Annotated in this window: 14 protein-coding genes; 6 read left to right on the forward strand and 8 right to left on the reverse strand. The window is 40.6% G+C overall.

From position 1 onward, the window contains the following. Positions 1-72: 72 nt before the first annotated feature. A complete protein-coding gene (locus BTO08_RS05845; protein WP_105060275.1) occupies positions 73-390 on the reverse strand; it encodes a heavy metal-binding domain-containing protein in 318 nt (105 codons plus the stop codon). Between the two features lie 209 nt (positions 391-599). Between BTO08_RS05845 and BTO08_RS05850 the strand changes: the two genes are divergently transcribed. The 3 genes from BTO08_RS05850 (at position 600) to BTO08_RS05860 (ending at position 2,926) form a co-directional block, all read left to right on the forward strand. After that, positions 600-869 carry a DUF3081 domain-containing protein gene (locus BTO08_RS05850; RefSeq protein ID WP_105060276.1) on the forward strand — a complete coding sequence of 90 codons (270 nt, stop codon included), beginning with the start codon at positions 600-602 and terminating at the stop codon, positions 867-869. Between the two features lie 121 nt (positions 870-990). After that, a complete protein-coding gene (locus BTO08_RS05855) occupies positions 991-1,479 on the forward strand; it encodes a CIA30 family protein (protein ID WP_105060277.1) in 489 nt (162 codons plus the stop codon). A gap of 361 nt (positions 1,480-1,840) precedes the next feature. Further along, positions 1,841-2,926, forward strand: coding sequence for a methyl-accepting chemotaxis protein (locus BTO08_RS05860; protein WP_105060278.1), 1,086 nt, complete (start codon positions 1,841-1,843; stop codon positions 2,924-2,926). A gap of 220 nt (positions 2,927-3,146) precedes the next feature. Here BTO08_RS05860 and BTO08_RS05865 read toward each other — a convergent pair whose 3' ends face one another. Continuing rightward, the gene (locus BTO08_RS05865; RefSeq protein WP_105060279.1) at positions 3,147-4,112 is read right to left on the reverse strand and encodes a hypothetical protein; all 966 of its coding nucleotides are present in this window, start codon (positions 4,110-4,112) and stop codon (positions 3,147-3,149) included. Positions 4,113-4,318: 206 nt separating this feature from the next. Between BTO08_RS05865 and BTO08_RS05870 the strand changes: the two genes are divergently transcribed. The 3 genes from BTO08_RS05870 (at position 4,319) to BTO08_RS05880 (ending at position 8,092) form a co-directional block, all read left to right on the forward strand. After that, positions 4,319-5,563, forward strand: a complete 1,245-nt coding sequence (locus BTO08_RS05870) for an NADH:ubiquinone reductase (Na(+)-transporting) subunit B (RefSeq protein ID WP_105060280.1) — start codon at positions 4,319-4,321, stop codon at positions 5,561-5,563. Between the two features lie 228 nt (positions 5,564-5,791). After that, complete coding sequence (locus BTO08_RS05875) at positions 5,792-6,490, forward strand: DUF2786 domain-containing protein (protein ID WP_045084145.1); 699 nt, start codon at positions 5,792-5,794, stop codon at positions 6,488-6,490. 297 nt (positions 6,491-6,787) lie between these two features. Then, positions 6,788-8,092 carry an inosine/guanosine kinase gene (locus tag BTO08_RS05880; RefSeq protein WP_045128996.1) on the forward strand — a complete coding sequence of 435 codons (1,305 nt, stop codon included), beginning with the start codon at positions 6,788-6,790 and terminating at the stop codon, positions 8,090-8,092. 64 nt (positions 8,093-8,156) lie between these two features. On the opposite strand, the gene BTO08_RS05885 is transcribed toward BTO08_RS05880, so the two are convergent. The 6 genes from BTO08_RS05885 to BTO08_RS05910 all read right to left on the reverse strand — a co-directional run bounded on the left by BTO08_RS05885 (position 8,157) and on the right by BTO08_RS05910 (position 23,350). Then, entirely contained in the window at positions 8,157-8,588 is a 432-nt protein-coding gene (locus tag BTO08_RS05885; protein WP_105060281.1) for a PaaI family thioesterase, read from the reverse strand. A 167-nt stretch (positions 8,589-8,755) separates the two neighbouring features. Further along, positions 8,756-9,364, reverse strand: coding sequence for an OmpA family protein (locus tag BTO08_RS05890; RefSeq protein WP_105060282.1), 609 nt, complete (start codon positions 9,362-9,364; stop codon positions 8,756-8,758). Then, positions 9,364-10,734, reverse strand: a complete 1,371-nt coding sequence (locus BTO08_RS05895) for a TolC family outer membrane protein (RefSeq protein WP_105060283.1) — start codon at positions 10,732-10,734, stop codon at positions 9,364-9,366. The genes BTO08_RS05890 and BTO08_RS05895 overlap by 1 nt, the downstream gene beginning before the upstream one ends. A gap of 26 nt (positions 10,735-10,760) precedes the next feature. After that, positions 10,761-12,143, reverse strand: coding sequence for an HlyD family type I secretion periplasmic adaptor subunit (locus BTO08_RS05900; RefSeq protein ID WP_105060284.1), 1,383 nt, complete (start codon positions 12,141-12,143; stop codon positions 10,761-10,763). Then, positions 12,136-14,310 (reverse strand): type I secretion system permease/ATPase, encoded by a 2,175-nt coding sequence (locus BTO08_RS05905; protein ID WP_105060285.1) that lies wholly within the window; start codon positions 14,308-14,310, stop codon positions 12,136-12,138. Before BTO08_RS05905 ends, BTO08_RS05900 begins: the two co-directional genes overlap by 8 nt. A gap of 64 nt (positions 14,311-14,374) precedes the next feature. Continuing rightward, positions 14,375-23,350 (reverse strand): tandem-95 repeat protein, encoded by an 8,976-nt coding sequence (locus tag BTO08_RS05910; RefSeq protein WP_105060286.1) that lies wholly within the window; start codon positions 23,348-23,350, stop codon positions 14,375-14,377. Positions 23,351-23,423: the final 73 nt, after the last annotated feature.

Consider the following 23,423-nt stretch of genomic DNA (forward strand, 5'->3'; position numbering starts at 1 on the left):
AGACAATTTTAACAAGTCTATTCCAACACTTCAGTTAACGTATAAAGTGACAAAAGTGGATAACTCTTATCTTTATGTTCGTAACTTAACAGCAGTACCAAATGCCATAATCTCAGATGCGCCATCAGTAACAGAGCTAGTAGTAAATCTCACGCCAACAATGGCATCCGCACCAAGCTTTTCAGCCTCTGCCACTAATCGCTCCGTCGCGATAGTTCGAGCTTCAGTCAGCATTTCGGTGTAACCTTTCAATTCACCACCAACAATACTTTTCAAACCCGCCATTAAATCTCTGCCAACATTCTTAGATTGAACAACATTGCCATTAACAACACCTAATACCGCTTCAATTTCCCGACTTGGAACTGTTTCTGTTGTTGTAAAAATCATGACTTGCCTCTTGATCATAGTTAAAAAATTATCGCCGCAGTATCAAAGTAACATTGCTATTAATTTAATATGTCATATTTTAAAAAATTTATCTCATTACTCTTAAAATTCTCATTAATAATTTTTGAGTGATCAATTAACATCCTAAAATCGTATTAAATTAAATTATATTTAAAATTAATTTAATCATAAACATAACTAGGATAACAATGGAGAGAAAACTGACTATTAAAGAGTTTCTCAGAGTGTTTGACTATATTCGCTCAACAGGAGAACGACTCAATAATAAATATAAATTAGGCGATGTATACGCATGGCATGATTATGATGGTTACACCTGCTGGCTCAATTATAGGGACGTTACGGTAACACTTATGTTTCATGGCTCTCTTAACGTTGAGTACGATAAACTTACAAATTATTCTGATTTTACTCATCAATGCTTGGCTATGCTCGACAAGAACGATAAAGATAAGTAGGTTTTCTATGAAATTGTTCAATATTTATCGATATAATTTATTTAAACACTTTTTATCACTGCTGGTATTGATCGTTACTTGTATTATTTTTTCTAAACACACTTTTGCATCAAGGCTCAATATGATTGATTTTACTCAACCTAATGAACATCAATACTGGACTGCTGTAAATGATAATGTAATGGGCGGTATTTCTTCAGGGCACTTCATTTATGATGGAAGCGTAAGTCAATTTACAGGTGAGCTATCATTAGCTAACAACGGCGGATTTAGCTCAGTAAACCGTTCAGTATCACCATTAACTAATAATATTAACGCTGTAAGCCTAACTTATATTGGTGATGGTAGAACATATCAATTACGGTTTACGACTTGGAAAGATGGCTACCGTATTAACTACAAACATGAATTTGAAACGATTAAAGGACAACAACAAAGTAAAACTTTTAACTTTAATGACTTTAAAGCTGTTTTTAGAGGAAGGTTACTGAGTGGCGCCCCCGAACTTGCCGCACAAGATATCAAACAAATAGGCTTTTTAATTGCAGACAAAACACCACTCCCTTTCGTGCTAAAAGTTCATAAGGTTGAATTTCTTAATTTAAGATAAAACTATATTTATAGATAATAAATATAGGAAGTGAATTAACTCATCTTCTCCTACCACTTCATGACTGATTAATACCAAAGACCCTTTCCTGAAAGTACTTGGATGACCTCAGTAGACTTTTAATTAGGCTGATCTATTTGATTGCCTATAAAGCATTTACAACCCCTCACTCGATTGTTAACTGGTTAACAACATATTATTTTGTTTTTTATTAATAACCTTTAAATATTTGTAACAAGTCACGGTATAAAAGTCATCTTTCTCAGATAATGCTCTTAATTTTATTATTAGTATTCAGTATTACTTTCACTATGGAAGATCCATTGTATTTAGCGGCTTAATAAAGAAAGGTTTTATAACGATGTTTGGACGAAAACGAATAGAAACAGAAAATAAATCGCTAAAGCAAGAATTAGCAGAGCTTAAAGAGAAGTATCAATCTGATGTCACCGCCTTAGAAGAGCAACTTCAAGAAGCACAACAATTAGTTAAATCGACTAAGCAGGATAACCATAAAAGTGATGAGTTATTGTCGAGCAGTTTAAAAGGTGGCGACATGCTTACAACTATCCGTAATGAGATGGTTGAAAGTGCTCAATCAATGGAACATGAAAATCATCAGCTGCAACAACTAGACGAAATGTTTGCACAAACCCATCAGGCACTTTCACGCCTTGATAATCGTGCTATTAACATCAGCTCTCAAGCGACTCAAAGTACTGACTCTGTAAAAATACTCGATACCACCGCCACTTCTATTTCTCACCTTGTGTCGACGATTAAAGAAATTTCTGACCAAACAAATTTGTTAGCGCTCAATGCTGCTATTGAAGCCGCCCGTGCGGGTGAAGCTGGACGTGGATTTGCAGTTGTTGCTGATGAAGTTAGAAATTTAGCAGGTAAAGCGAGCGAAGCCAGCGAGCAGATCGACACACTTGTTAGCCAAGTGCTCAAGCAGGTTAATGAGATAAAATCATCGATTGATGAGAACCAGTCGTGTGCTGAAGAAGTATCAGCTTCTTCCTCTCAAATCGGTACCATTGTTAATGAAGTGGTTAGCCAATCTGAGCATATGCAGCGGGTTATTCATATTGCATCGACGCGTGCTTTTTTAGATACGGTTAAGCTCGATCATGCTATCTGGAAAAATAATATTTACAGCTTCCTACAGCGTGGTGCGTTTAATGAAGTTATTAATAACCACTCGGAGTGTCGCTTAGGTCAATGGTATTACCATGGTGAAGGTAAAGCATTTAGTCATCTAAGAAGCTACTCATTAATGGAAGAGCCTCATAAAGCAGTGCATGAAATGGGACGAGAAGCGATGAGCCAAGCAAAATCTGGCAATATGTCAGAAATGGTAACGGCAATAAACGCTATGGAAGAAGCAAGTAAAAAAGTGGTTAACCAAATCGACAATTTGATGCACGAAATAACGCAAATTTAGTTGATTGGATTATTTTAATTACACTCTTCTGTCTATACCGAGTGTTAAAAATTACTCAAATATAAACGGTGTATAAATCAAGTATTTGTCATGCGCTATACACCGTTATTCTGAAAGGTTAAGGACAATTTCCACCATTGAAGCACTGAAACTTACTTAGTAAGAGCGCAACAATGCCCTCTCACCATTACAGCACTTTGATGGGAAATCATTTACTCAATTAAGATTCAAATAGCTGCTTATTTGGATCAGAATTAACGACCCATTCAGGATCGTTCTCTCGTTGCTCAAGGTAAATCTGCAATCCATTGAAATACGTAAAGGCTGTTAGTTCAGATTCTTTATTAAAATGCTCGAAAAACGCATCTTCTTGTTCAGCTAATAATTGCAGTGTGGTTGCACCATGTTCTAGCGCCCATTGAATGGCGTAAGGTGAAATCATCGTTCGATGTAAGATCAGCTCTTTGATCTCCGAAATAGCGACTTTTTTATTTTTACGACGATTACTACTAGTTTCAATCTGTTTGTTGGCTTTTTCTTCCGCTAACAATGCTCGTAAACTCGCTAAACTTGCCGCAATTTCAGCACTTGAATAACCGTAGCTTGTTTTACAAAAACGTAAGGCATACGCCATTTTATCGCGTCCAACTAATTCAACGACCTGTTCCAAATAGGGTTGTGGGATCGCATACGCCGTCGCCAGTTGGATCACAGCATGATTTAAACTGGTATACACTATGCCATCAAATTCAAATTGGAATGCTGTTGTTAGCCCTTCAACAGGAATGCCATCAATACTTACCGCCCATCCACGGTAATTGACTCGCTCTTTGGCAATTTCAAACATTGCCCAACCGCTTTCACGAAAACCTTCAAGTGCTTTGCCTTCAAATTCACACTCTTCAAGCTCTTGCTTTGTCCAATTAACACCAATCTGTAAATGCTTTTGATACTTTTTATGCAGTTTCTCTTTCACTTTATCTCGCAAAAGATCAAGGCTGCTTACTTTAATCTCTTTTGTAAAACCAAAACACTCTTGGCAGCAAGGCACCATGATCGGTGCAGATTGGCCATCATAATTAGGCTTTGCCATAAAAGCATGGCTTTCATAATAAGGTTCGCCACAAAACCAACAGGTATGACGAAACTCAAAAGGCACATCAATCGACACATAATCGGTCGTCATATGGGAGTACTCATTGTTGTGGTTATTAGTAAGGTTGACACGCTCTCAACCTGATATGCCTATTTATACTTAAAGTCTGTGTTTATGGCTAATCTGATTTTATCTTTCATTACATATATAGGTGCTAGATAAAAGAAAGGCACTAACTTGCTTAAAAAGCGATCTATTTTAGCGTGCGCTCGTAATACTAAATAGGAGGATGTGTTATGAGTCTTAAAAGTTTCTTAGATAATCAATCACCAAAGTTCAAACCTGGTGGACGGTACCAAACCTTTTATCCTTTGTTTGAGGCGGTTGAAACTATTTTTTACACCCCGGGACAAGTTAATAAAGGTATTACTCATGTTAGAGATAGCATTGATTTAAAACGTATTATGATCATGGTTTGGTTAGCTGTTTTTCCCGCCATGATTTGGGGTATGTACAATATAGGGCAACAATCTAGTAATGCTTTGTTATACGGACTTGATGCGACGGCGGCTCAGCAAGCATTGGATTCCTCATGGCGACTTAGTTGGGTGTGGGGGTCTCTTGACGCCGTTCAGCAATCAAGTTGGATAAGTGATCTTTTAGTCGGTGCCAGTTACTTTTTCCCTGTTTATCTTACTGTCTTTATCGTTGGTGGCTTTTGGGAAGTGTTATTTGCCATTATTCGGCGGCATGAAGTGAATGAAGGCTTCTTCGTCACCTCAATTTTGTTTGCGCTTATTCTTCCTCCGACTATTCCACTTTGGCAAGCTGCGCTAGGTATTACCTTTGGTATTGTTGTCGCAAAAGAGATCTTTGGTGGTACTGGTCGAAATTTCTTAAACCCAGCTCTCGCCGGTCGTGCTTTTCTATACTTCGCCTACCCTGCAAATATGTCAGGCGGCGCTGTTTGGGTTGCAGCTGATGGTTATTCAGGGGCGACACCACTCAGTCAGTGGTATGAAGGTGGACAGAATGCACTGACGAATAACATGACGGGGCAATCTATCTCATGGTTTGATGCTTTCATTGGTAATATTCCCGGTTCAATGGGAGAAGTATCAACCTTATTTATCGCGCTAACAGGCCTAATCTTAATCTTTATGAGAATTGCATCCTGGCGAATTGTACTAGGTGTTTTCATCGGCCTCGCAGCTACCTCTTTACTACTTAACACCATTGGTTCAAATACCAATTACATGTTTTCAATGCCCTTCTATTGGCACTTTGTTATTGGTGGTGTCGCTTTTGGTACTTTCTTTATGGCAACCGATCCAGTTTCTGCCGCATTTACCAATAAAGGGAAATGGGCATACGGTATTTTAATTGGTGTGATGACCATATTTATTCGCGTACTTAATCCTGCTTACCCAGAAGGTATTATGCTCGCTATTTTATTTGCCAACTTGTTTGCGCCACTGTTCGATTTTATGACCAAAACAGGAAATATTAAACGCCGTGCTAAACGGGCGGCATTAAAATAGATACCTTCACTGACACCCTTATCAACTATCTGATTACACGATAATCTTTCGTTTCGTGTAATCGGATAATAAGAAAAATATATCAACAGAAATTATCGTTACAGTATGTTGTTATAATAAATATTCGATTCATAGTATTAATTCCCCCTATTAAGAGCCGTTACGCTTGATGTAGTAGCAACTAAAGCGGTAAAATACGCGCCCTGTTTTAAATCGTGAGTATGTTGAATGTCTGAACAAAAGCGAAAGGCGCTAAAGAAAATAGCAAAATGCCTTGAGTTAGGTAACTCGGCTAACGTTAATGAAGCCGCGCAAGCTATTCGTATGGCCCATCGCCTCATGCTCAAATATGGTCTTGAAAAAGACGATATTGAATTCATCAAAATGGGCAAAACAAAATCTCAGACCTTACTCCCAAGTGATATTAGTGCACAGATTTTAAAAATCATTCGCGGTATTAATCGTCGATTCGGTGTGGAATGTGTACTAACCAATTACAAAGGTTTAAAAAAAGCTGAGTTCATTGGCATGGCTGAACGTGCAATTTTCGCCGCTTTTGCTTTTGATGTTGTATATCGTGAAATGAACCAACAAACAGGTCAATTCAGAAACAGTTTCGCAGGTACTGGTACTAGCACACAAGAAGTAACACGACGTGTAAATTCTTTCTTAGCGGGTTGGCTTGAAGGTGCATTGGAAAAACTACCGGAGTTAACGACAGACGATGACCATGATCAACGTATGGCTAACTACATTGATAAACAATTTGAAAACCTTGATCGTGAAACGTTTAAAAAACAGCTTCAAGAAGCAATGAAAGCACTTACCGATGATTATGAAAAAGGCATGAAAAAAGGCCGCTCTATTTCGGTCAGTCGCCCTGTTGGTGGTAAATCAGCACAAGAAGAATTAAAAAGACTTAACTGATTCTATCCTTTTCTCGTAAAAAAGCCGCTAATGCGGCTTTTTTTATAACTTTATAATTTATAAATTACAGTAATAGCTAATATAACGGCTATTTCATGCCTATCAAAAACCAATGCACAACACTGATAAATAGCTTAAAAGCATAGTTATTAGCCTCTTTTTGTGTAACTTTATTTGACTCGTTTAAAAAAACAGCAAAAGAACAACTATAAACACGATATTTCAAAGAAATGAGATTCCAGTCGCGTTTTTATGTTAGAATAAATCAAAATCCCTTAATTCCATAGCCATCAAGACATGAAATTTCCAGGTCAACGTAAGTCAAAGCATTACTTTCCTGTCAATGCCCGCGATCCATTAGTTGTTCAAATTCAACAAGACAATCCATTAGCAAAATCACATCTAATTGGTGTTGGTCAAACCATAGTTGATATTGAAGCTCGCGTTGACGATGACTTCTTAGCCAGACATGCTCTTACTAAGGGACAATCTGTCGTTCTTGATGAAGATAAAGCTGAACTACTTTATAAAGAATTAAAAGATCGTAAGCTTATCAGCCACGAATACCCTGGCGATACCATTGGTAATACATTGCACAACTACTCAGTATTAGCTGATGATAAGTCAATTCTGCTTGGTGTAATGAGCCAAGATCTAAAAATCGGTTCATACGCATACCGCTATTTATGTAACACCTCTAGCCGTATGGATTTAGATTATCTACAGCCTGTAAATGGTCCTATCGGTCGTTGCTACACACTTATCAGTGAAGATGGTGAACGTACTTTCGCGATAAACGAAGGTCAAATGAACCAGCTTCGTCCTGAAAGTATTCCTGAATCTGCATTCAAAAAAGCCTCTGCATTGGTGCTATCAACTTACCTTGTTCGTGGTAAGCCAACAGACCCAATGAAAGATGCAGCACTTAAAGCTATCGAATACGCGAAAAAGTACAATGTGCCAGTAGTACTGACTATGGGTACTAAATACGTTATCGAAGATAAGCGCGAGTGGTGGATTGAGTTTCTAAAAGAGCACGTAACCTGTGTTGCGATGAACGAAGAAGAAGCTGAAGCATTAACGGGTGAAGCAGATCCACTGACTGCTGCTGATAAAGCACTTGATTGGGTTGATATGGTTCTGTGTACTGCCGGTCCTGCTGGTTTATACATGGCGGGTTACACCGAAGATTCATTAAAGCGTGAATCATCACTGCCGCTTCTTCCGGGTAAGATTCCAGAATTCAATAAATACGAATTCAGCCGCCCAATGGCCAAAAGTGCATGTGAAAACCCAATTCGTGTTTACTCTCACATCGCCCCTTACCTTGGTGGCCCTGTTGAGATCAAAAACACAAACGGTGCAGGTGATGCTGCGCTTTCTGCGCTTCTACACGATATGTCTGCTAACCGCTTCCATAAGGTTAATGTACCTAATTCTGCGAAACACACTGCGAACTTCTTGTCGTACTCGTCTTTCTCTCAGATTTGCCAGTACTCTAACCGTGTTAGCTATGAAGTATTGATCCAACACGCACCTCGCCTATCTCATGGCCTACCAGAGCGTGAAGACTGTTTAGAAGAAGCATACTGGGAACGTTAATTCCAAGTTTGTAGCATTATAAAAAGGAGCTGATTAGCTCCTTTTTTCATATTTGTCATATGGATTAAACACCATAACCATTTACATCAGCAAGTCGCTGTTTACTGCGAACGAAAACACCATTACCTCGCCCTATTTCTCTGTTTTCGGCATCATAAACCACCGCCTCAACAATAAATTGGGATTTATTTTTGTTTACCACCCTCCCCACTGACCGCATTGCCCCCTCTGAAATTGGTCGGGTTAAATAAGTTGTAAATGACGTTGTTAATACAAACACTTCGGTTTCTAGTGAGCTCGCAGCAAAAAAAGCAGCATCATCAAGCATTTTAAAATACACCGAGCCGTGAACAGCCCCCGCAGAATGATGTAGCGATGAGTTAGCATTAATTTCAATCTCCGCCATCCCTTCACTAACAGTCATCGTGGGGGAATAAAACTGATTGATAGGCGCTGCGGCATACATGTTTTCAAGTTTTCTATAATGCACATCCATGTTGAGAAAACGCTCCTTTTGCTAGGGTTTAAGGCTTATTTTTCTTATTAATTCTCCTCAGTATATTCAATCACAGCTTTTACTGATGTGATGAATATAAAAAAGCCGATAGTGCTTTAACACTATCGGCTTTTTACCAAAACTCGTTAATTACTTATCTGCGGTATTTAGTCAGTATCTACCGAATAAATATCCCACTTCATATCAATTGTTTTATCCGTACCTGATACCGCAGCAATAACACGTCTATTTCTCTCAGCGGCAATCTCAGTTTCACTATCATCAATAGGCTTCGTGTAACCATAACCTATTGCTTGCAGACGATTAGCGTCAATAAAGAATGTATTTTTCAACATATCAACCACTGCTTCAGCACGAGCCTGAGACAGTGCCATATTCAACTCATAGCTACCGGTCTTGCTACAGTGTCCTTCAATCGTCACAGACGAATCAGGGTACTGATGCATAAAATTAGCAATGGCCTCAATTTCACGCTGATACACAGGTTTAATAACGGCTGAATTATTAGCAAAGTTTAATTTAAGCTCTACACGATCGGAAATTTCTTTCTCTTTTCCACAGCCAACATTATTAACGAATGAACCTGCCACACTGTTTGGGCATTGATCGCGAGCTTCAATCACGCCATCACCATCTAAGTCACGTAGATCGTATTGCTGTGTTGTTGTTTGTGATTCAGAACCGTCAGATGAAGCACAACCGCTAATCATTGCAGACATAATGACTAACGAACTTAATAGTATATTTTTTTTCATTATTCACTCTCTCCTTGACGAGTTGCTTCACTGCTCCAGTTCTCGGGCGTTGTTACACGTAGTGATGAGATTAGCTGCCCTGTTGCATGTAATATACGGTATTGTGAAACAAGCTCATCAAACTCAGCACGTAAATAACTCTTACGCGCTTCAAACAATTCGTTTTCAGAATCTAACAAGTCTAATAATGAACGTTGACCTAATTTAAATTGCTGCTCATACGCTGATTGGGTTTCTTTAGAAGCCTCAACATGCGTGCGGATAAAGTCTCGTTGCTTTGCCAAAAAGGTATTGGCATTCCAAGCGAGTGTTGTACCATCTCTTACATCACGGGATGTATTTTGATGAATACTTTTTGCTTCATCAATTTTGTATGCGGCTTCTCGAACACGTGAAGTGTCTTTGCCACCATTAAAGAGGTTATAACGTAACTGAATCCCTGCTTGTAACTCTTTATCTTCCCCTTCAAGCGCATTTTCATAATCAAACTTTTCATCTGACCATTTACCACCAAGCTCTAAAGTGATTTCAGGGTAATAGTTAGATTTTAAAGCCTCTCTCTCTGAACGTGCTGCAGAAATATCACTGTTTGATGATTTCAATATAGGATTGTTTTTTTGTGCTATTTCAATTGCTTGTTCTAGTGATGACGGAATTTTTTCTTGATCGGCCATTGGTATAATCACATTCTCTGGCGATTCATTAACAACTCTAATAAATTCACTTCGTGCATCAGCGGCATTATTTTGTGCTGACATTAAATTAGAATTAGCACGTGCTAAACGCCCTTTACTTTGTGATAAATCAGCACTTGAACCTAAGCCAGATTCTGTTTTCTCTTTTATTTGGTCAAACAAAAACTGATGCTTTTCAACATTGTTTTCCGCTAACTTTACAATCTGCTCTTCTACTAAGTAATTAATGTAGACTTTTACCACCGAAAGCGCGATATCTTCCGCTGTAGCAAAAAGCTTTAGTTGATCCGCTTTTGCTTCATAGTCTAAACGTGATAATTCATGTCCTGTTAAAAAGCCATTAAATAATACTTGTCGGATACTAATTCCAACTTCTGGTGTTTCTGAATCGACCATGTCTTCAGTTTGTAATCGACTCTGAGGAGTAGAGCTTTGTTTGAAACCATAACTCGCCGTCAAATCAACAGTCGGTAAATAGTCACCAAACACTTGTGTGCCTTGCTCCTCTCGGGCTTTAAATTGACTTAAAGCCTGCTGTAACTGAGGATTAGTATCTAAAGTAACCGCAACAGCTTGCTCTAATGTTTGGCTCATGACTGTAGCTGGATATAACGATGAAACAATAGCTGTTGTAATCAAGCTCTTCTTAATACAATCGCGTATTCCATGACGCATAAATGAATATCCTTATCTTTTATGGTTTAGCGCTCTCTGAGCGCCATTTCTTTAGCTCTTAAAATCGGGTTGAGTATGTATTCTAAAACAGTTCTTTTTCCTGTAATTACATCAACAGATGTCAACATGCCGGGAATAATTGGCAAAGGTGTCTTATCTGATTTCATTAAATGTGAGTGTGTTGTGCGAACCTTTACTAAGTAATAACTATTGCCCTCTTCATCTTGCGAGGTATCTGCACTAATATTCACAACAGATCCTTCAAGCCCACCATAACGAGTAAAGTCATACGCTGTTACTTTCACAACAGCCGGTAACCCTGGGTGCAAGAATGCAATATCTTTAGGCTGAATCTTTGCTTCAATTAATAAGTTATCTTCCGTTGGTACGATATCTAATATAGCTTCACCAGGTTTAACCACCCCACCAATAGTTGTTATATTGATACTTTTGATTGTGCCATTTACAGGTGAATGTAATACCGCTTTATCAACTTTGTCTTGCGAACCAACTTGCGCTTCGGTTAAACGTGAAAGTTTGGCTGTCATTTCATTAAGTTGAGCTCGTACATCTTTTTGATAATTCAACACTGCTTCACGTCGCTTTAAAATTGACTCATCTAAAGCGGCTTTTAGCTTAGGTTGCTCAGCATAAAGTGCCGAAAGTTCACCTTTGGTTTCATTGACTTTACGTTCTAGCTGCAACAGTTCAACTTCCGAAACGATGCCCTTTTTAGCTAAAGGCTTTGTCATTACTAATTCTTTATTAATCAGTTTTAAGCTACTTTTCAGTGTTCGGATGCGAGAAGATAATGAGTAACTTTCTTGTTGTTGTTGAACAATTTGACGAGCAAGGATCGCCAATTGATTTTGAAGCTCTTCTAACCGCCCTTGATATTCATCCTGCTGGCGAGCTATGAGCTCAGGCTCTTTTTGTACAAGTTCTTGAGAGAAAACAAGCGGTGCAATATTTATCTTAATCCGTTGTTTCCAGTCTTTAATATCATCATCAATTACAATGCTTTTAAGTTCTTGCCGAAAACGGATAATATTTGTATTAAGGCTATCTTCTTCATCTTCTTGCTGAGCTAAATCAGAGCGAAAACGAGTGTCATCAATACGCACAAGGGGTTGACCCTTTTTAACTGTCATTCCTTCTTCTACGTATAGCGCTTGCAACAAACCACCATCGTAGCTTTGAATTACTTGTACTTGTGATGATGGAATAACCTTACCTGAGCCTCTAGTGACAAGTTCCAATTGAGCAAAAAAAGCCCAAATGAAAAAGCATATCAACATAAAAAAGAGTGCCCATACCATATAGCGATGCTTCCTTGGCGAATCAATCATCATCGCGTTGTAGACATCATCCATCATCTCTTGATCTTGGTCGGAAAAAGGCTTATTCATTCCGGCCTCCCGATACACCTTGCTGTAACTGTTTCAATACTTTTTCACGTTGATCATCTAAAACGATCTTACCGTTATCAACGACGATAATGCGATCCACAAGCGGTAGTAATGACATTTTATGGGTGATAATTAATAGGGTACGATTTGTAGCAACATGCTGCATTGAATGCATAAAACGCTTCTCTGCATGTGCATCCATACTTGCTGTTGGCTCATCCATTAATAAAATTGGAGGATCATTTAATATCGCCTGAGCTAGTGCGACTGCTTGACGCTGCCCTCTCGACAATGCGTTTCCTAACTCTCCAACTTGTTTATCTAAACCTTCTGAATCACTATCCGTAAAGCTGCTAACACCTGAAAGTTGAATAGCACGCAGCAACTGATGTTCAGTGACTTGTCTCGTTCCAAACATAATATTGTCACGAATAGTGCCATGAATAAGCGTAATATCTTGTGGCATGTAACCAATATTTCTTCGCAAATCCGCCGGGTGAATTTGTTCACGATCAATGCCATCAAAACGTAAACTTCCTTCTGTTGGGCAATATAGCCCCGCTAATAACTTCGCTAATGACGTTTTACCTGAACCATTCTTACCAAGAATCGCAATTTTCTCACCCGGTTTAATTGAAAAGTTCGCAGAGTCAATCGTGCATTTTTTCTGATTCGGATACGAAAATTGGACATTTTCTGCCTTAATAGCACCTTTCATTCTGTGGCGACTGATCAAATGTGCTTTGTCTTCAAATTCACTTTCTTCTTGCATCAGTTGATCTAATTGACGCAGAGAACTTGAAGTTTGATTGGCTCTTGTTAGTAAATTTGCTAACTGAGCCATAGGAGAAACAACACGACTTGATAGCATAACAGCAGCGATAATCCCACCCATGGATATATCGACCGTTGATACACGATAAACGCCTAAAACCACAACACCAATAGCCGTTAACTGAGTAACAAAGGTGGCAAAATACGAAACAGAGTTAGAGATTTTTTTAACTTTTAACTGCCAATTAGCAGTATGTGCAATCATCTGTTGCCAGTGCCGTTGTATCATCCCTTCTGCACTATTTGATTTAATCGCCTCTATCGCCGTTAAACTTTCAATTAAATGTCCATGTTTTAGCGCTGAAAACTTATTAGATTCCTCAACTGCTATTTTTAATTTAGGTTGAACCAGTAATGTATAACCAATAATTAATAAGCCCGCAATTAATGGAATAACAGCAAGGTCACCAGCAACAAAATAAATAACCAATAAAAATAATAAAGCAAAAGGTAAATCAATTAATGTCGTTATCGTTGCTGAAGTCAACATGTCACGAATACTATCAAATTCACCTAATTGTTTTGCCATTCCACCAACTGAAACTGCACGTTTTGATAATGGAATTCCAATCACTTTTGCAAATAGACGAGAAGAAACGACAATATCAATTTTCTTCCCTGCTAAATCGATTAAATACCCTCTAATATGACGCATTAAAAAATCAAAGATAAAAGCGACGACCGCACCGCTTGCTAAAACCCATAATGATTCAAATGCTAAATTAGGCACGATTTTATCGTACACATTCATCATAAATAAGGGAGAAATTAAAGCAAAAACATTCACTAATATCGAAGCAATTAATACGTCTCGATAAATAGGACTGGCTTCTTTAATCATATTCCATAACCAGTGACCGTAACTAACATGTTGATGAACATCAACACTCTGGTCACCTCGGTATTGCTTCTTAATAAAGAAGCAATACCCCGTATAGCAACTTTCTAACTCTTCTAATGAAATTTCAGATTCACCGCCATTATCAGAAAACTGAATCACAGCAAGGTTATTTGCTTGATCTATTTCCCTTAAAATACATGCTTGCTTATCTTTTAAAAGTAAAACACAAGGCAAAACAAGTGGCGTTATATCTGACAACAATTTACGTAATAATTTTGCGGTTAAACCTGCTCTTGCTGCTGCCTGAGGAAATATATCAGGCGTGACTAAAGCACTTTCAAGAGGAAGCCCTGCAATTAACGCATCTCCAGAACAAGGGTTTCCATAATATTCAGACAAAATAACAAGACTATCCAATAATGGATCATCCGTTGTTTTTAATGAAGCAGGAATACTCCAGTATTCCTGCCTATTTTCAGGTGTGGATATCATGAATTATACGTCCTTGTTACTTTTTATTTTTACGAACAGGAATATCCTTTATCTCTATTCATATTTAATTATCATCTTGCTGTGATGGCAATATCATTGGCTTATCAATCGAAATAGTATCGAGCATCTGAGTATTTAAAATGATTTCGCCATTATCATTGCTTAATAAATTACTGGTGATAACACCCAGATTATCTTTCAAGCTATTGGAATCGATATCTTCAAGAATAATGTTTACTGACTTATCATTCCCAGTTTTGATAGAAATAACGCTATCATCATTATTTTGACTAATAGATAAGAATTCATCTAACGTTTCTGCTGTTGCATCTTTTAATAAATCACTGAGGTTTAATTTATCTTCCGCTAAATCAAAATCTCGAATGGTATCTATATCGCTAATAGACTCACTTTTACTCCAAGTAAATGTATCAGCACCGATTCCGCCATTAAGCAAATCATTGCCTTGACCACCAATTAGAAGATCATCACCCTCACCACCATTTAATGTATCGTTACCCTCACCACTAGAAAGTTTATCATTACCTAGCAAGCCATTAAGAATATCGATACCGGTACTACCGACAAGGTCATTATCAACATCAGAACCATTGACAATATTATTATCAAATAACACGCTATCAGAGCCAAAATTTTCACTGCTACTACTATTTTCTTTACCAATAGCCGTTACCGTTAACTCAATTGAATCAGCAGACTCTGCTGGCACGGTAATTTGTAAACCAGGAAGTGAAACCTGTGTATCCGTGTTTTGCCATAACCCCGTTAGTTCAATCTCACCAGCAGCATTAGCAATACCGAGAACGGTTGTACCATCCGCGCTAATTACTTTGGTATCTTTAGGTAATCCTGACAATAATATTTGGCTAATTGACTCGCTACCATCTGTATCCGTTAGCATAACGTTAATATCTAACGTATACGTATAAGTTGGTTGCTCTTTGATCCAGCTACCACCATCCCAATAGTATGTGCCATCAGCAAATTGAAGACGTTCAATGTTGTAGAGATCATCATCACCTTCACCGGCATACACCTCTTGGTTAATAGAAACACCCTTGTCGGTAACGGTAAATTTAGTTTCATATTGACTAACAATAACTAAATCTGAAACATCATAATCTGAAAAATTACCTGAATATACAGCAGTATCAGTGCCTGAACCGCCAAATAAGGAATCGTCCCCTTGCTCGCCAATTAAAATATCATTTCCATTTCCACCTCTTAATGCATCACCAACAAGTGGTATACCTTTTTTCGGTGCAGGACTTCCATCATCAGTCATATCTAAGCGGTTATTAGCTAACACCCCATCTTCACCAATAACAATAATATCTCTGTCAGTGCCCCATCCACTGATATTATCAGCATTACCTTGACCGCGGATGGCAACACTTCCATCACTTAATTGGCGAGTATATCCATCACCACTTAATTCAGTCACAGATATTTTATCACCTGAAATTGAGGCATCACTTGTTCCATTTTCAAGAGAAATTGCATTAGTTCCTAATTCAGAAACCGTATCATCCCAACTTATATAATCCTTTCCATCTTTATAGATACTCCCCGAATTATAAATAGGGTCAGAAGATAAATTAATCGTTACAAGAATTGGATCTGCAACAGCAGCAACATTGACTTTAACGGTGATGATGTCTTTACCGCCGTTGCCGTCACTGACTTCAACCTTAAAGTTATCTTCACCATGGAAATTAGTCTTAGGTGTGTAAGTCCACGTACCGTCAGTTTTAACCGTCACTTGACCATTGGTCGGGTTAGAACTTTGCGTGAAGGTTAAGTTATCACCATCAACATCGGTCGCGGACAGTTTACCGCTCACTGCGACTTCTTCATCGGTCGTGACAGCAATGTCATTGCCCAGTGGATTATTGTTATCATCAACCAATACTGGCGCATCATTGACTGGATTCACGGTCACATTAACAGTGATCGTATCGGTGCCACCTTTGCCGTCACTGACGATAACATCAAATTTGTCGCTACCATTAAAGTCACTGTTTGGTGTGTAAGTCCACGTACCGTCAGTGTTAACCGCCACTTGACCATTTGTCGGGTTAGAACTTTGCGTGAAGGTTAATTTATCACCATCAGCATCTATCGCGGACAGTTTACCGCTCACTGCTACTTCTTCATCGGTCATAACGGCAATATCCGTGCCCAATGGATTATTGTTATCATCAACAATCACTGGCGCATCATTGATTGGATTCACGGTCACATTAACGGTGATCGTATCGGTGCCACCGTTGCCGTCACTGACGATAACATCAAATTTATCGCTACCATTAAAGTCGCTGTTTGGTGTGTAAGTCCACGTACCGTCAGTGTTAACCGTCACTTGACCATTTGTCGGGTTAGAACTTTGCGTGAAGGTTAAGTTATCACCATCAACATCTATCGCTGACAGTTGACCGCTCACTGCTACTTCTTCATCGGTCGTGACGGCAATGTCTGTACCCAGTGGATTATTGTTATCATCAACCAATACTGGCGCATCATTGATAGGCTTCACGGTCACATTAACAGTGATGGTATCGGTGCCACCTTTGCCGTCACTGACTTCAACGTTAAAGCTATCTTTACCATTAAAGTCGCTGTTTGGTGTGTAAATCCACGTACCGTCTGTGTTAACCGTCACTTGACCATTGGTCGGGTTAGAACTTTGCGTGAAGGTTAATTTATCACCATCAGCATCTATCGCGGACAGTTTACCGCTCACTGCTACTTCTTCATCGGTCGTGACGGCAATGTCTGTGCCCAGTGGATTATTATTATCATCAACCAATACTGGCGCATCATTGACTGGATTCACGGTCACATTAACAGTGATTGTGTCGGTGCCGCCTTTGCCGTCACTGACGATAACATCAAATTTGTCGCTACCATTAAAGTCGCTGTTTGGTGTGTAAGTCCAAGTACCGTCAGTGTTAACCGTCACTGTACCGTTCGTTGGGTTCGTCGATGAAGTGAAGGTTAAGTTATCGCCGTCAACATCGGTCGCGGACAGTTTGCCGCTCACTGCTACTTCTTCATCGGTCGTGACAGCAATGTCTGTGCCCAATGGATTATTGTTATCATCAACAATCACTGGCGCATCATTGACTGGATTCACGGTCACATTAACAGTAATAGTATCGGTGCCGCCGTTGCCGTCACTGACGATAACATCAAATTTGTCGCTACCATTAAAGTCACTGTTTGGTGTGTAAGTCCACGTGCCATCAGTGTTGACGGTAACTGTACCGTTCGTTGGATTCGTCGATGAAGTGAACGTTAAGTTATCGCCGTCAACATCGGTCGCGGACAGTTTGCCGCTCACTGCTACTTCTTCATCGGTCGTGACAGCAATGTCTGTGCCCAATGGATTATTGTTATCATCAACAAGCACTGGTGCATCATTGATTGGGTTCACGGTCACATTAACAGTAATAGTATCGGTGCCGCCGTTGCCGTCACTGACTTCAACGTTAAAGCTATCTTTACCATGGAAATTAGTTTTAGGTGTGTAAGTCCACGTGCCATCAGTGTTGACGGTAACTGTACCGTTCGTTGGATTCGTCGATGAAGTGAACGTTAAGCTATCGCCGTCAACATCGGTCGCGGACAGTTTGCCGCTCACTGCGACTTCTTCATCGGTCGTGACAGCAATGTCTGTGCCCAATGGATTATTGTTATCATCAACAATCACTGGCGCATCATTGACTGGATTCACGGTCACATTAACAGTAATAGTATCGGTGCCGCCGTTGCCGTCACTGACGATAACATCAAATTTGTCGCTACCATTAAAGTCACTATTTGGTGTGTAAGTCCACGTGCCATCAGTGTTGACGGTAACTGTACCGTTCGTTGGATTCGTCGATGAACTAAACGTTAAGCTATCACCATCAGCATCTGTCGCGGACAGTTTACCGCTTACAGCTACTTCTTCATCGGTCGTGACGGTAATGTCTGTACCCAATGGATTATTGTTATCATCAACAATCACTGGCGCATCATTGATTGGATTCACGGTTACATTAACAGTGATCGTATCGGTGCCACCCTTGCCGTCACTGACTTCAACCTTAAAGCTATCTTCACCTTGGAAATTAGTTTTAGGTGTGTAAGTCCACGTACCGTCAGTGTTAACCGTCACTTGACCATTGGTCGGGTTAGAACTTTGCGTGAACGTTAAGCTATCACCATCAGCATCTATCGCTGACAGTTTGCCGCTCACTGCTACTTCTTCATCGGTCGTGACAGCAATGTCATTGCCCAATGGATTATTGTTATCATCAACCAATACTGGCGCATCATTGATTGGATTCACGGTCACATTAACAGTGATCGTATCGGTGCCACCCTTGCCGTCACTGACGATAACATCAAATTTGTCGCTACCATTAAAGTCACTGTTTGGTGTGTAAGTCCACGTGCCATCAGTGTTGACGGTAACTGTACCGTTCGTTGGATTCGTCGATGAAGTGAACGTTAAGCTATCGCCGTCAACATCAGTCGCGGACAGTTTGCCGCTCACTGCGACTTCTTCATCGGTGCTTACAGTCATGTCATTGCCCAATGGATCATTGTTATCATCAACAATCACTGGCGCATCATTGATTGGGTTCACGGTTACATTAACAGTGATCGTATCGGTGCCGCCGTTGCCGTCACTGACCTCAACCTTAAAGCTATCTTCACCGTGGAAATTAGTCTTAGGTGTGTAAATCCACGTGCCGTCAGTGTTAACCGTCACTTGACCATTGGTCGGGTTAGAACTTTGCGTGAAGGTTAAGTTATCACCATCAACATCAGTCGCGGACAGTTTACCGCTCACTGCTACTTCTTCATCAGTCTCAACACCAATGTCTGTGCCCAATGGATTATTGTTATCATCAACAATCACTGGCGCATCATTGATTGGATTCACGGTCACATTAACAGTGATGGTGTCAGTACCACCCTTGCCGTCACTGACCTCAACCTTAAAGCTATCCTCACCGTGGAAATTAGTCTTAGGTGTGTAAGTCCAGGTACCGTCAGTGTTAACCGTCACTTGACCATTGGTCGGGTTAGAACTTTGCGTAAAGGTTAATTTATCGCCGTCAACATCGGTCGCGGACAGTTTGCCGCTCACTGCGACTTCTTCATCAGTCTCAACAGCAATGTCATTGCCCAATGGATTATTGTTATCATCAACAATCACTGGCGCATCATTGACTGGATTCACGGTCACATTAACAGTGATCGTATCGGTGCCACCCTTGCCGTCACTGACGATAACATCAAATTTGTCGCTACCATTAAAGTCACTGTTTGGTGTGTAAGTCCACGTGCCATCAGTGTTGACGGTAACTGTACCGTTCGTTGGATTCGTCGATGAAGTGAACGTTAAGCTATCACCATCAGCATCTATCGCTGACAGTTTGCCGCTCACTGCTACTTCTTCATCGGTCGTGACAGCAATGTCTGTGCCCAGTGGATTATTGTTATCATCAACCAATACTGGCGCATCATTGATTGGATTCACGGTCACATTAACAGTGATCGTATCGGTGCCGCCGTTGCCGTCACTGACCTCAATCTTAAAGCTATCTTCACCGTGGAAATTAGTCTTAGGTGTGTAAGTCCACGTGCCGTCAGTGTTAACCGTCACTTGACCATTGGTCGGGTTAGAACTTTGCGTGAAGGTTAATTTATCACCATCAGCATCTATCGCGGACAGTTTACCGCTCACTGCTACTTCTTCATCGGTCGTGACGGCAATGTCTGTGCCCAGTGGATTATTGTTATCATCAACCAATACTGGCGCATCATTGACTGGATTCACGGTCACATTAACAGTGATCGTATCGGTGCCGCCATTGCCGTCACTGACGATAACATCAAATTTGTCGCTACCATTAAAGTCGCTGTTTGGTGTGTAAGTCCAAGTACCGTCAGTGTTAACCGTCACTGTACCGTTCGTTGGATTCGTCGATGAAGTGAACGTTAAGCTATCGCCGTCAACATCAGTCGCGGACAGTTTGCCGCTCACTGCGACTTCTTCATCGGTCGTGACAGCAATGTCATTGCCCAATGGATTGTTGTTATCATCAACAATCACTGGCGCATCATTGATAGGCTTCACGGTCACATTAACAGTGATGGTGTCGGTGCCACCTTTGCCGTCACTGACTTCAACGTTAAAGCTATCTTTACCATTAAAGTCGCTGTTTGGTGTGTAAGTCCACGTGCCGTCAATGTTAACCGTCACTTGACCATTGGTCGGGTTAGAACTTTGCGTGAAGGTTAATTTATCACCATCAGCATCTATCGCGGACAGTTTACCGCTCACTGCTACTTCTTCATCGGTCGTGACGGCAATGTCTGTGCCCAGTGGATTATTGTTATCATCAACCAATACTGGCGCATCATTGACTGGATTCACGGTCACATTAACAGTGATCGTATCGGTGCCGCCTTTGCCGTCACTGACGATAACATCAAATTTGTCGCTACCATTAAAGTCGCTGTTTGGTGTGTAAGTCCAAGTACCGTCAGTGTTAACCGTCACTGTACCGTTCGTTGGATTCGTCGATGAACTGAACGTTAAGCTATCGCCGTCAACATCAGTCGCGGACAGTTTGCCGCTCACTGCGACTTCTTCATCGGTCGTGACGGCAATGTCTGTGCCCAGTGGATTATTGTTATCATCAACAATCACTGGCGCATCATTGATTGGGTTCACGGTTACATTAACAGTGATGGTATCGGTGCCGCCTTTGCCGTCACTGACGATAACATCAAATTTGTCGCTACCATTAAAGTCGCTGTTTGGTGTGTAAGTCCAAGTACCGTCAGTGTTAACCGTCACTGTACCGTTCGTTGGATTCGTCGATGAAGTGAACGTTAAGCTATCGCCGTCAACATCGGTCGCGGACAGTTTGCCGCTCACTGCGACTTCTTCATCAGTCTCAACAGCAATGTCATTGCCCAATGGATTATTGTTATCATCAACAATCACTGGCGCATCATTGACTGGATTCACGGTCACATTAACAGTAATCGTATCGGTGCCGCCGTTGCCGTCACTGACTTCAACGTTAAAGCTATCTTTACCATTAAAGTCGCTGTTTGGTATGTAAGTCCATGTGCCATCAGTGTTAACCGTCACTTGGCCATTGGTCGGGTTAGAACTTTGCGTAAAGGTTAAGTTATCGCCGTCAACATCGGTCGCGGACAGTTTGCCGCTCACTGCTACTTCTTCATCGGTCGTGACGGTAATGTCTGTGCCCAATGGATTATTGTTATCATCAACCAATACTGGCGCATCATTGATAGGCTTCACGGTCACATTAACAGTGATGGTATCGGTGCCGCCGTTGCCGTCACTGACTTCAACCTTAAAGCTATCTTCACCGTGGAAATTAGTCTTAGGTGTGTAAGTCCACGTACCGTCAGTGTTAACCGTCACTTGACCATTTGTCGGGTTAGAACTTTGCGTGAAGGTTAATTTATCGCCGTCAACATCGGTCGCGGACAGCTTGCCGCTCACTGCGACTTCTTCATCGGTCGTGACAGCAATGTCATTGCCCAGTGGATTATTGTTATCATCAACCAATACTGGCGCATCATTGACTGGATTCACGGTCACATTAACAGTGATAGTATCGGTGCCGCCGTTGCCGTCACTGACGATAACATCAAATTTGTCGCTACCATTAAAGTCACTGTTTGGTGTGTAAGTCCACGTGCCATCAGTGTTGACGGTTACTGTACCGTTCGTTGGATTCGTCGATGAAGTGAACGTTAAGCTATCGCCGTCAACATCGGTCGCGGACAGTTTGCCGCTCACTGCCACTTCTTCATCAGTCTCAACACCAATATCTGTGCCCAGTGGATTATTGTTATCATCAACCAATACTGGCGCATCATTGACTGGATTCACAGTCACATTAACAGTGATGGTATCGGTGCCGCCGTTGCCGTCACTGACTTCAACCTTAAAGCTATCTTCACCGTGGAAATTAGTCTTAGGTGTGTAAGTCCACGTACCGTCAGTGTTGACGGTAACTGTGCCGTTCGTTGGATTCGTCGATGAAGTGAACGTTAAGCTATCGCCATCAACATCGGTCGCGGACAGTTTACCGCTCACTGCCACTTCTTCCTCGGTCGTGACGGTAATGTCATTACCCTGTGGATTATTGTTATCAACAATCACTGGATTCACAGTCACATTAACGGTGATGGTATCGGTACCACCTTTGCCGTCACTGACTTCAACCTTAAAGCTATCTTCACCATTAAAGTCGCTGTTTGGTGTGTAAGTCCACGTACCATCAGTGTTGACGGTAACTGTGCCGTTCGTTGGATTCGTCGATGAAGTGAACGTTAAGCTATCGCCATCCGCATCGGTCGCGGACAATTTGCCGCTCACAGCTACTTCTTCATCGGTGCTTACAGTAATACTGTCACCTTCTGGGACACCATTTTCATCGACAATAACAGGCTTGCTGTTTATTAAAATACTTGATTTATCATCATTTTGCGGAGTTTGTGGCTCTAGTGGGCTTGAAGGGCTATAAAAATCATCACTATCATTATAAGGAGATGCTGGAGGACGAGGACTGGTATCACGACTATCATATCCAGATTCAGCTATGATTTCTTTTGCGTTTCTTTCTATGCTATTAAAACTAAAACCACCACTATTGCTAATGCTTTGAATACCTGCAGCGGTAGCTTCCGCAATAAGGGTTGGATCTTCTCCGGAAGCAATTAAAGCTTGAAGGTTAGCAATCTCATCAGGAAGCTCTTCTTTAGCACCATTAGAATTAACATTAGAAAACACGACTTCTGTTCCATCGGATTGCTCTAACTTCACCGTTGCATAATCAGGCAGTATCAATGTGTCACCAACTGACAACATAAGCTGTTCAGTAACAACCTTGTTACCCCGTTCATTACTCAATTCAACATTGCCAGAGAATGACAACACTTTACTTGTTTGAACAACCGCAATAGATTTCATGGAATAAACAGTCCTTGTTTAGTTATAAAATCAGATAGATACATTTTCAACAGCATTATCACCTGATAATAAG

Source organism: Photobacterium angustum, from assembly GCF_002954615.1.
Lineage (GTDB): Bacteria > Pseudomonadota > Gammaproteobacteria > Enterobacterales > Vibrionaceae > Photobacterium > Photobacterium angustum_A.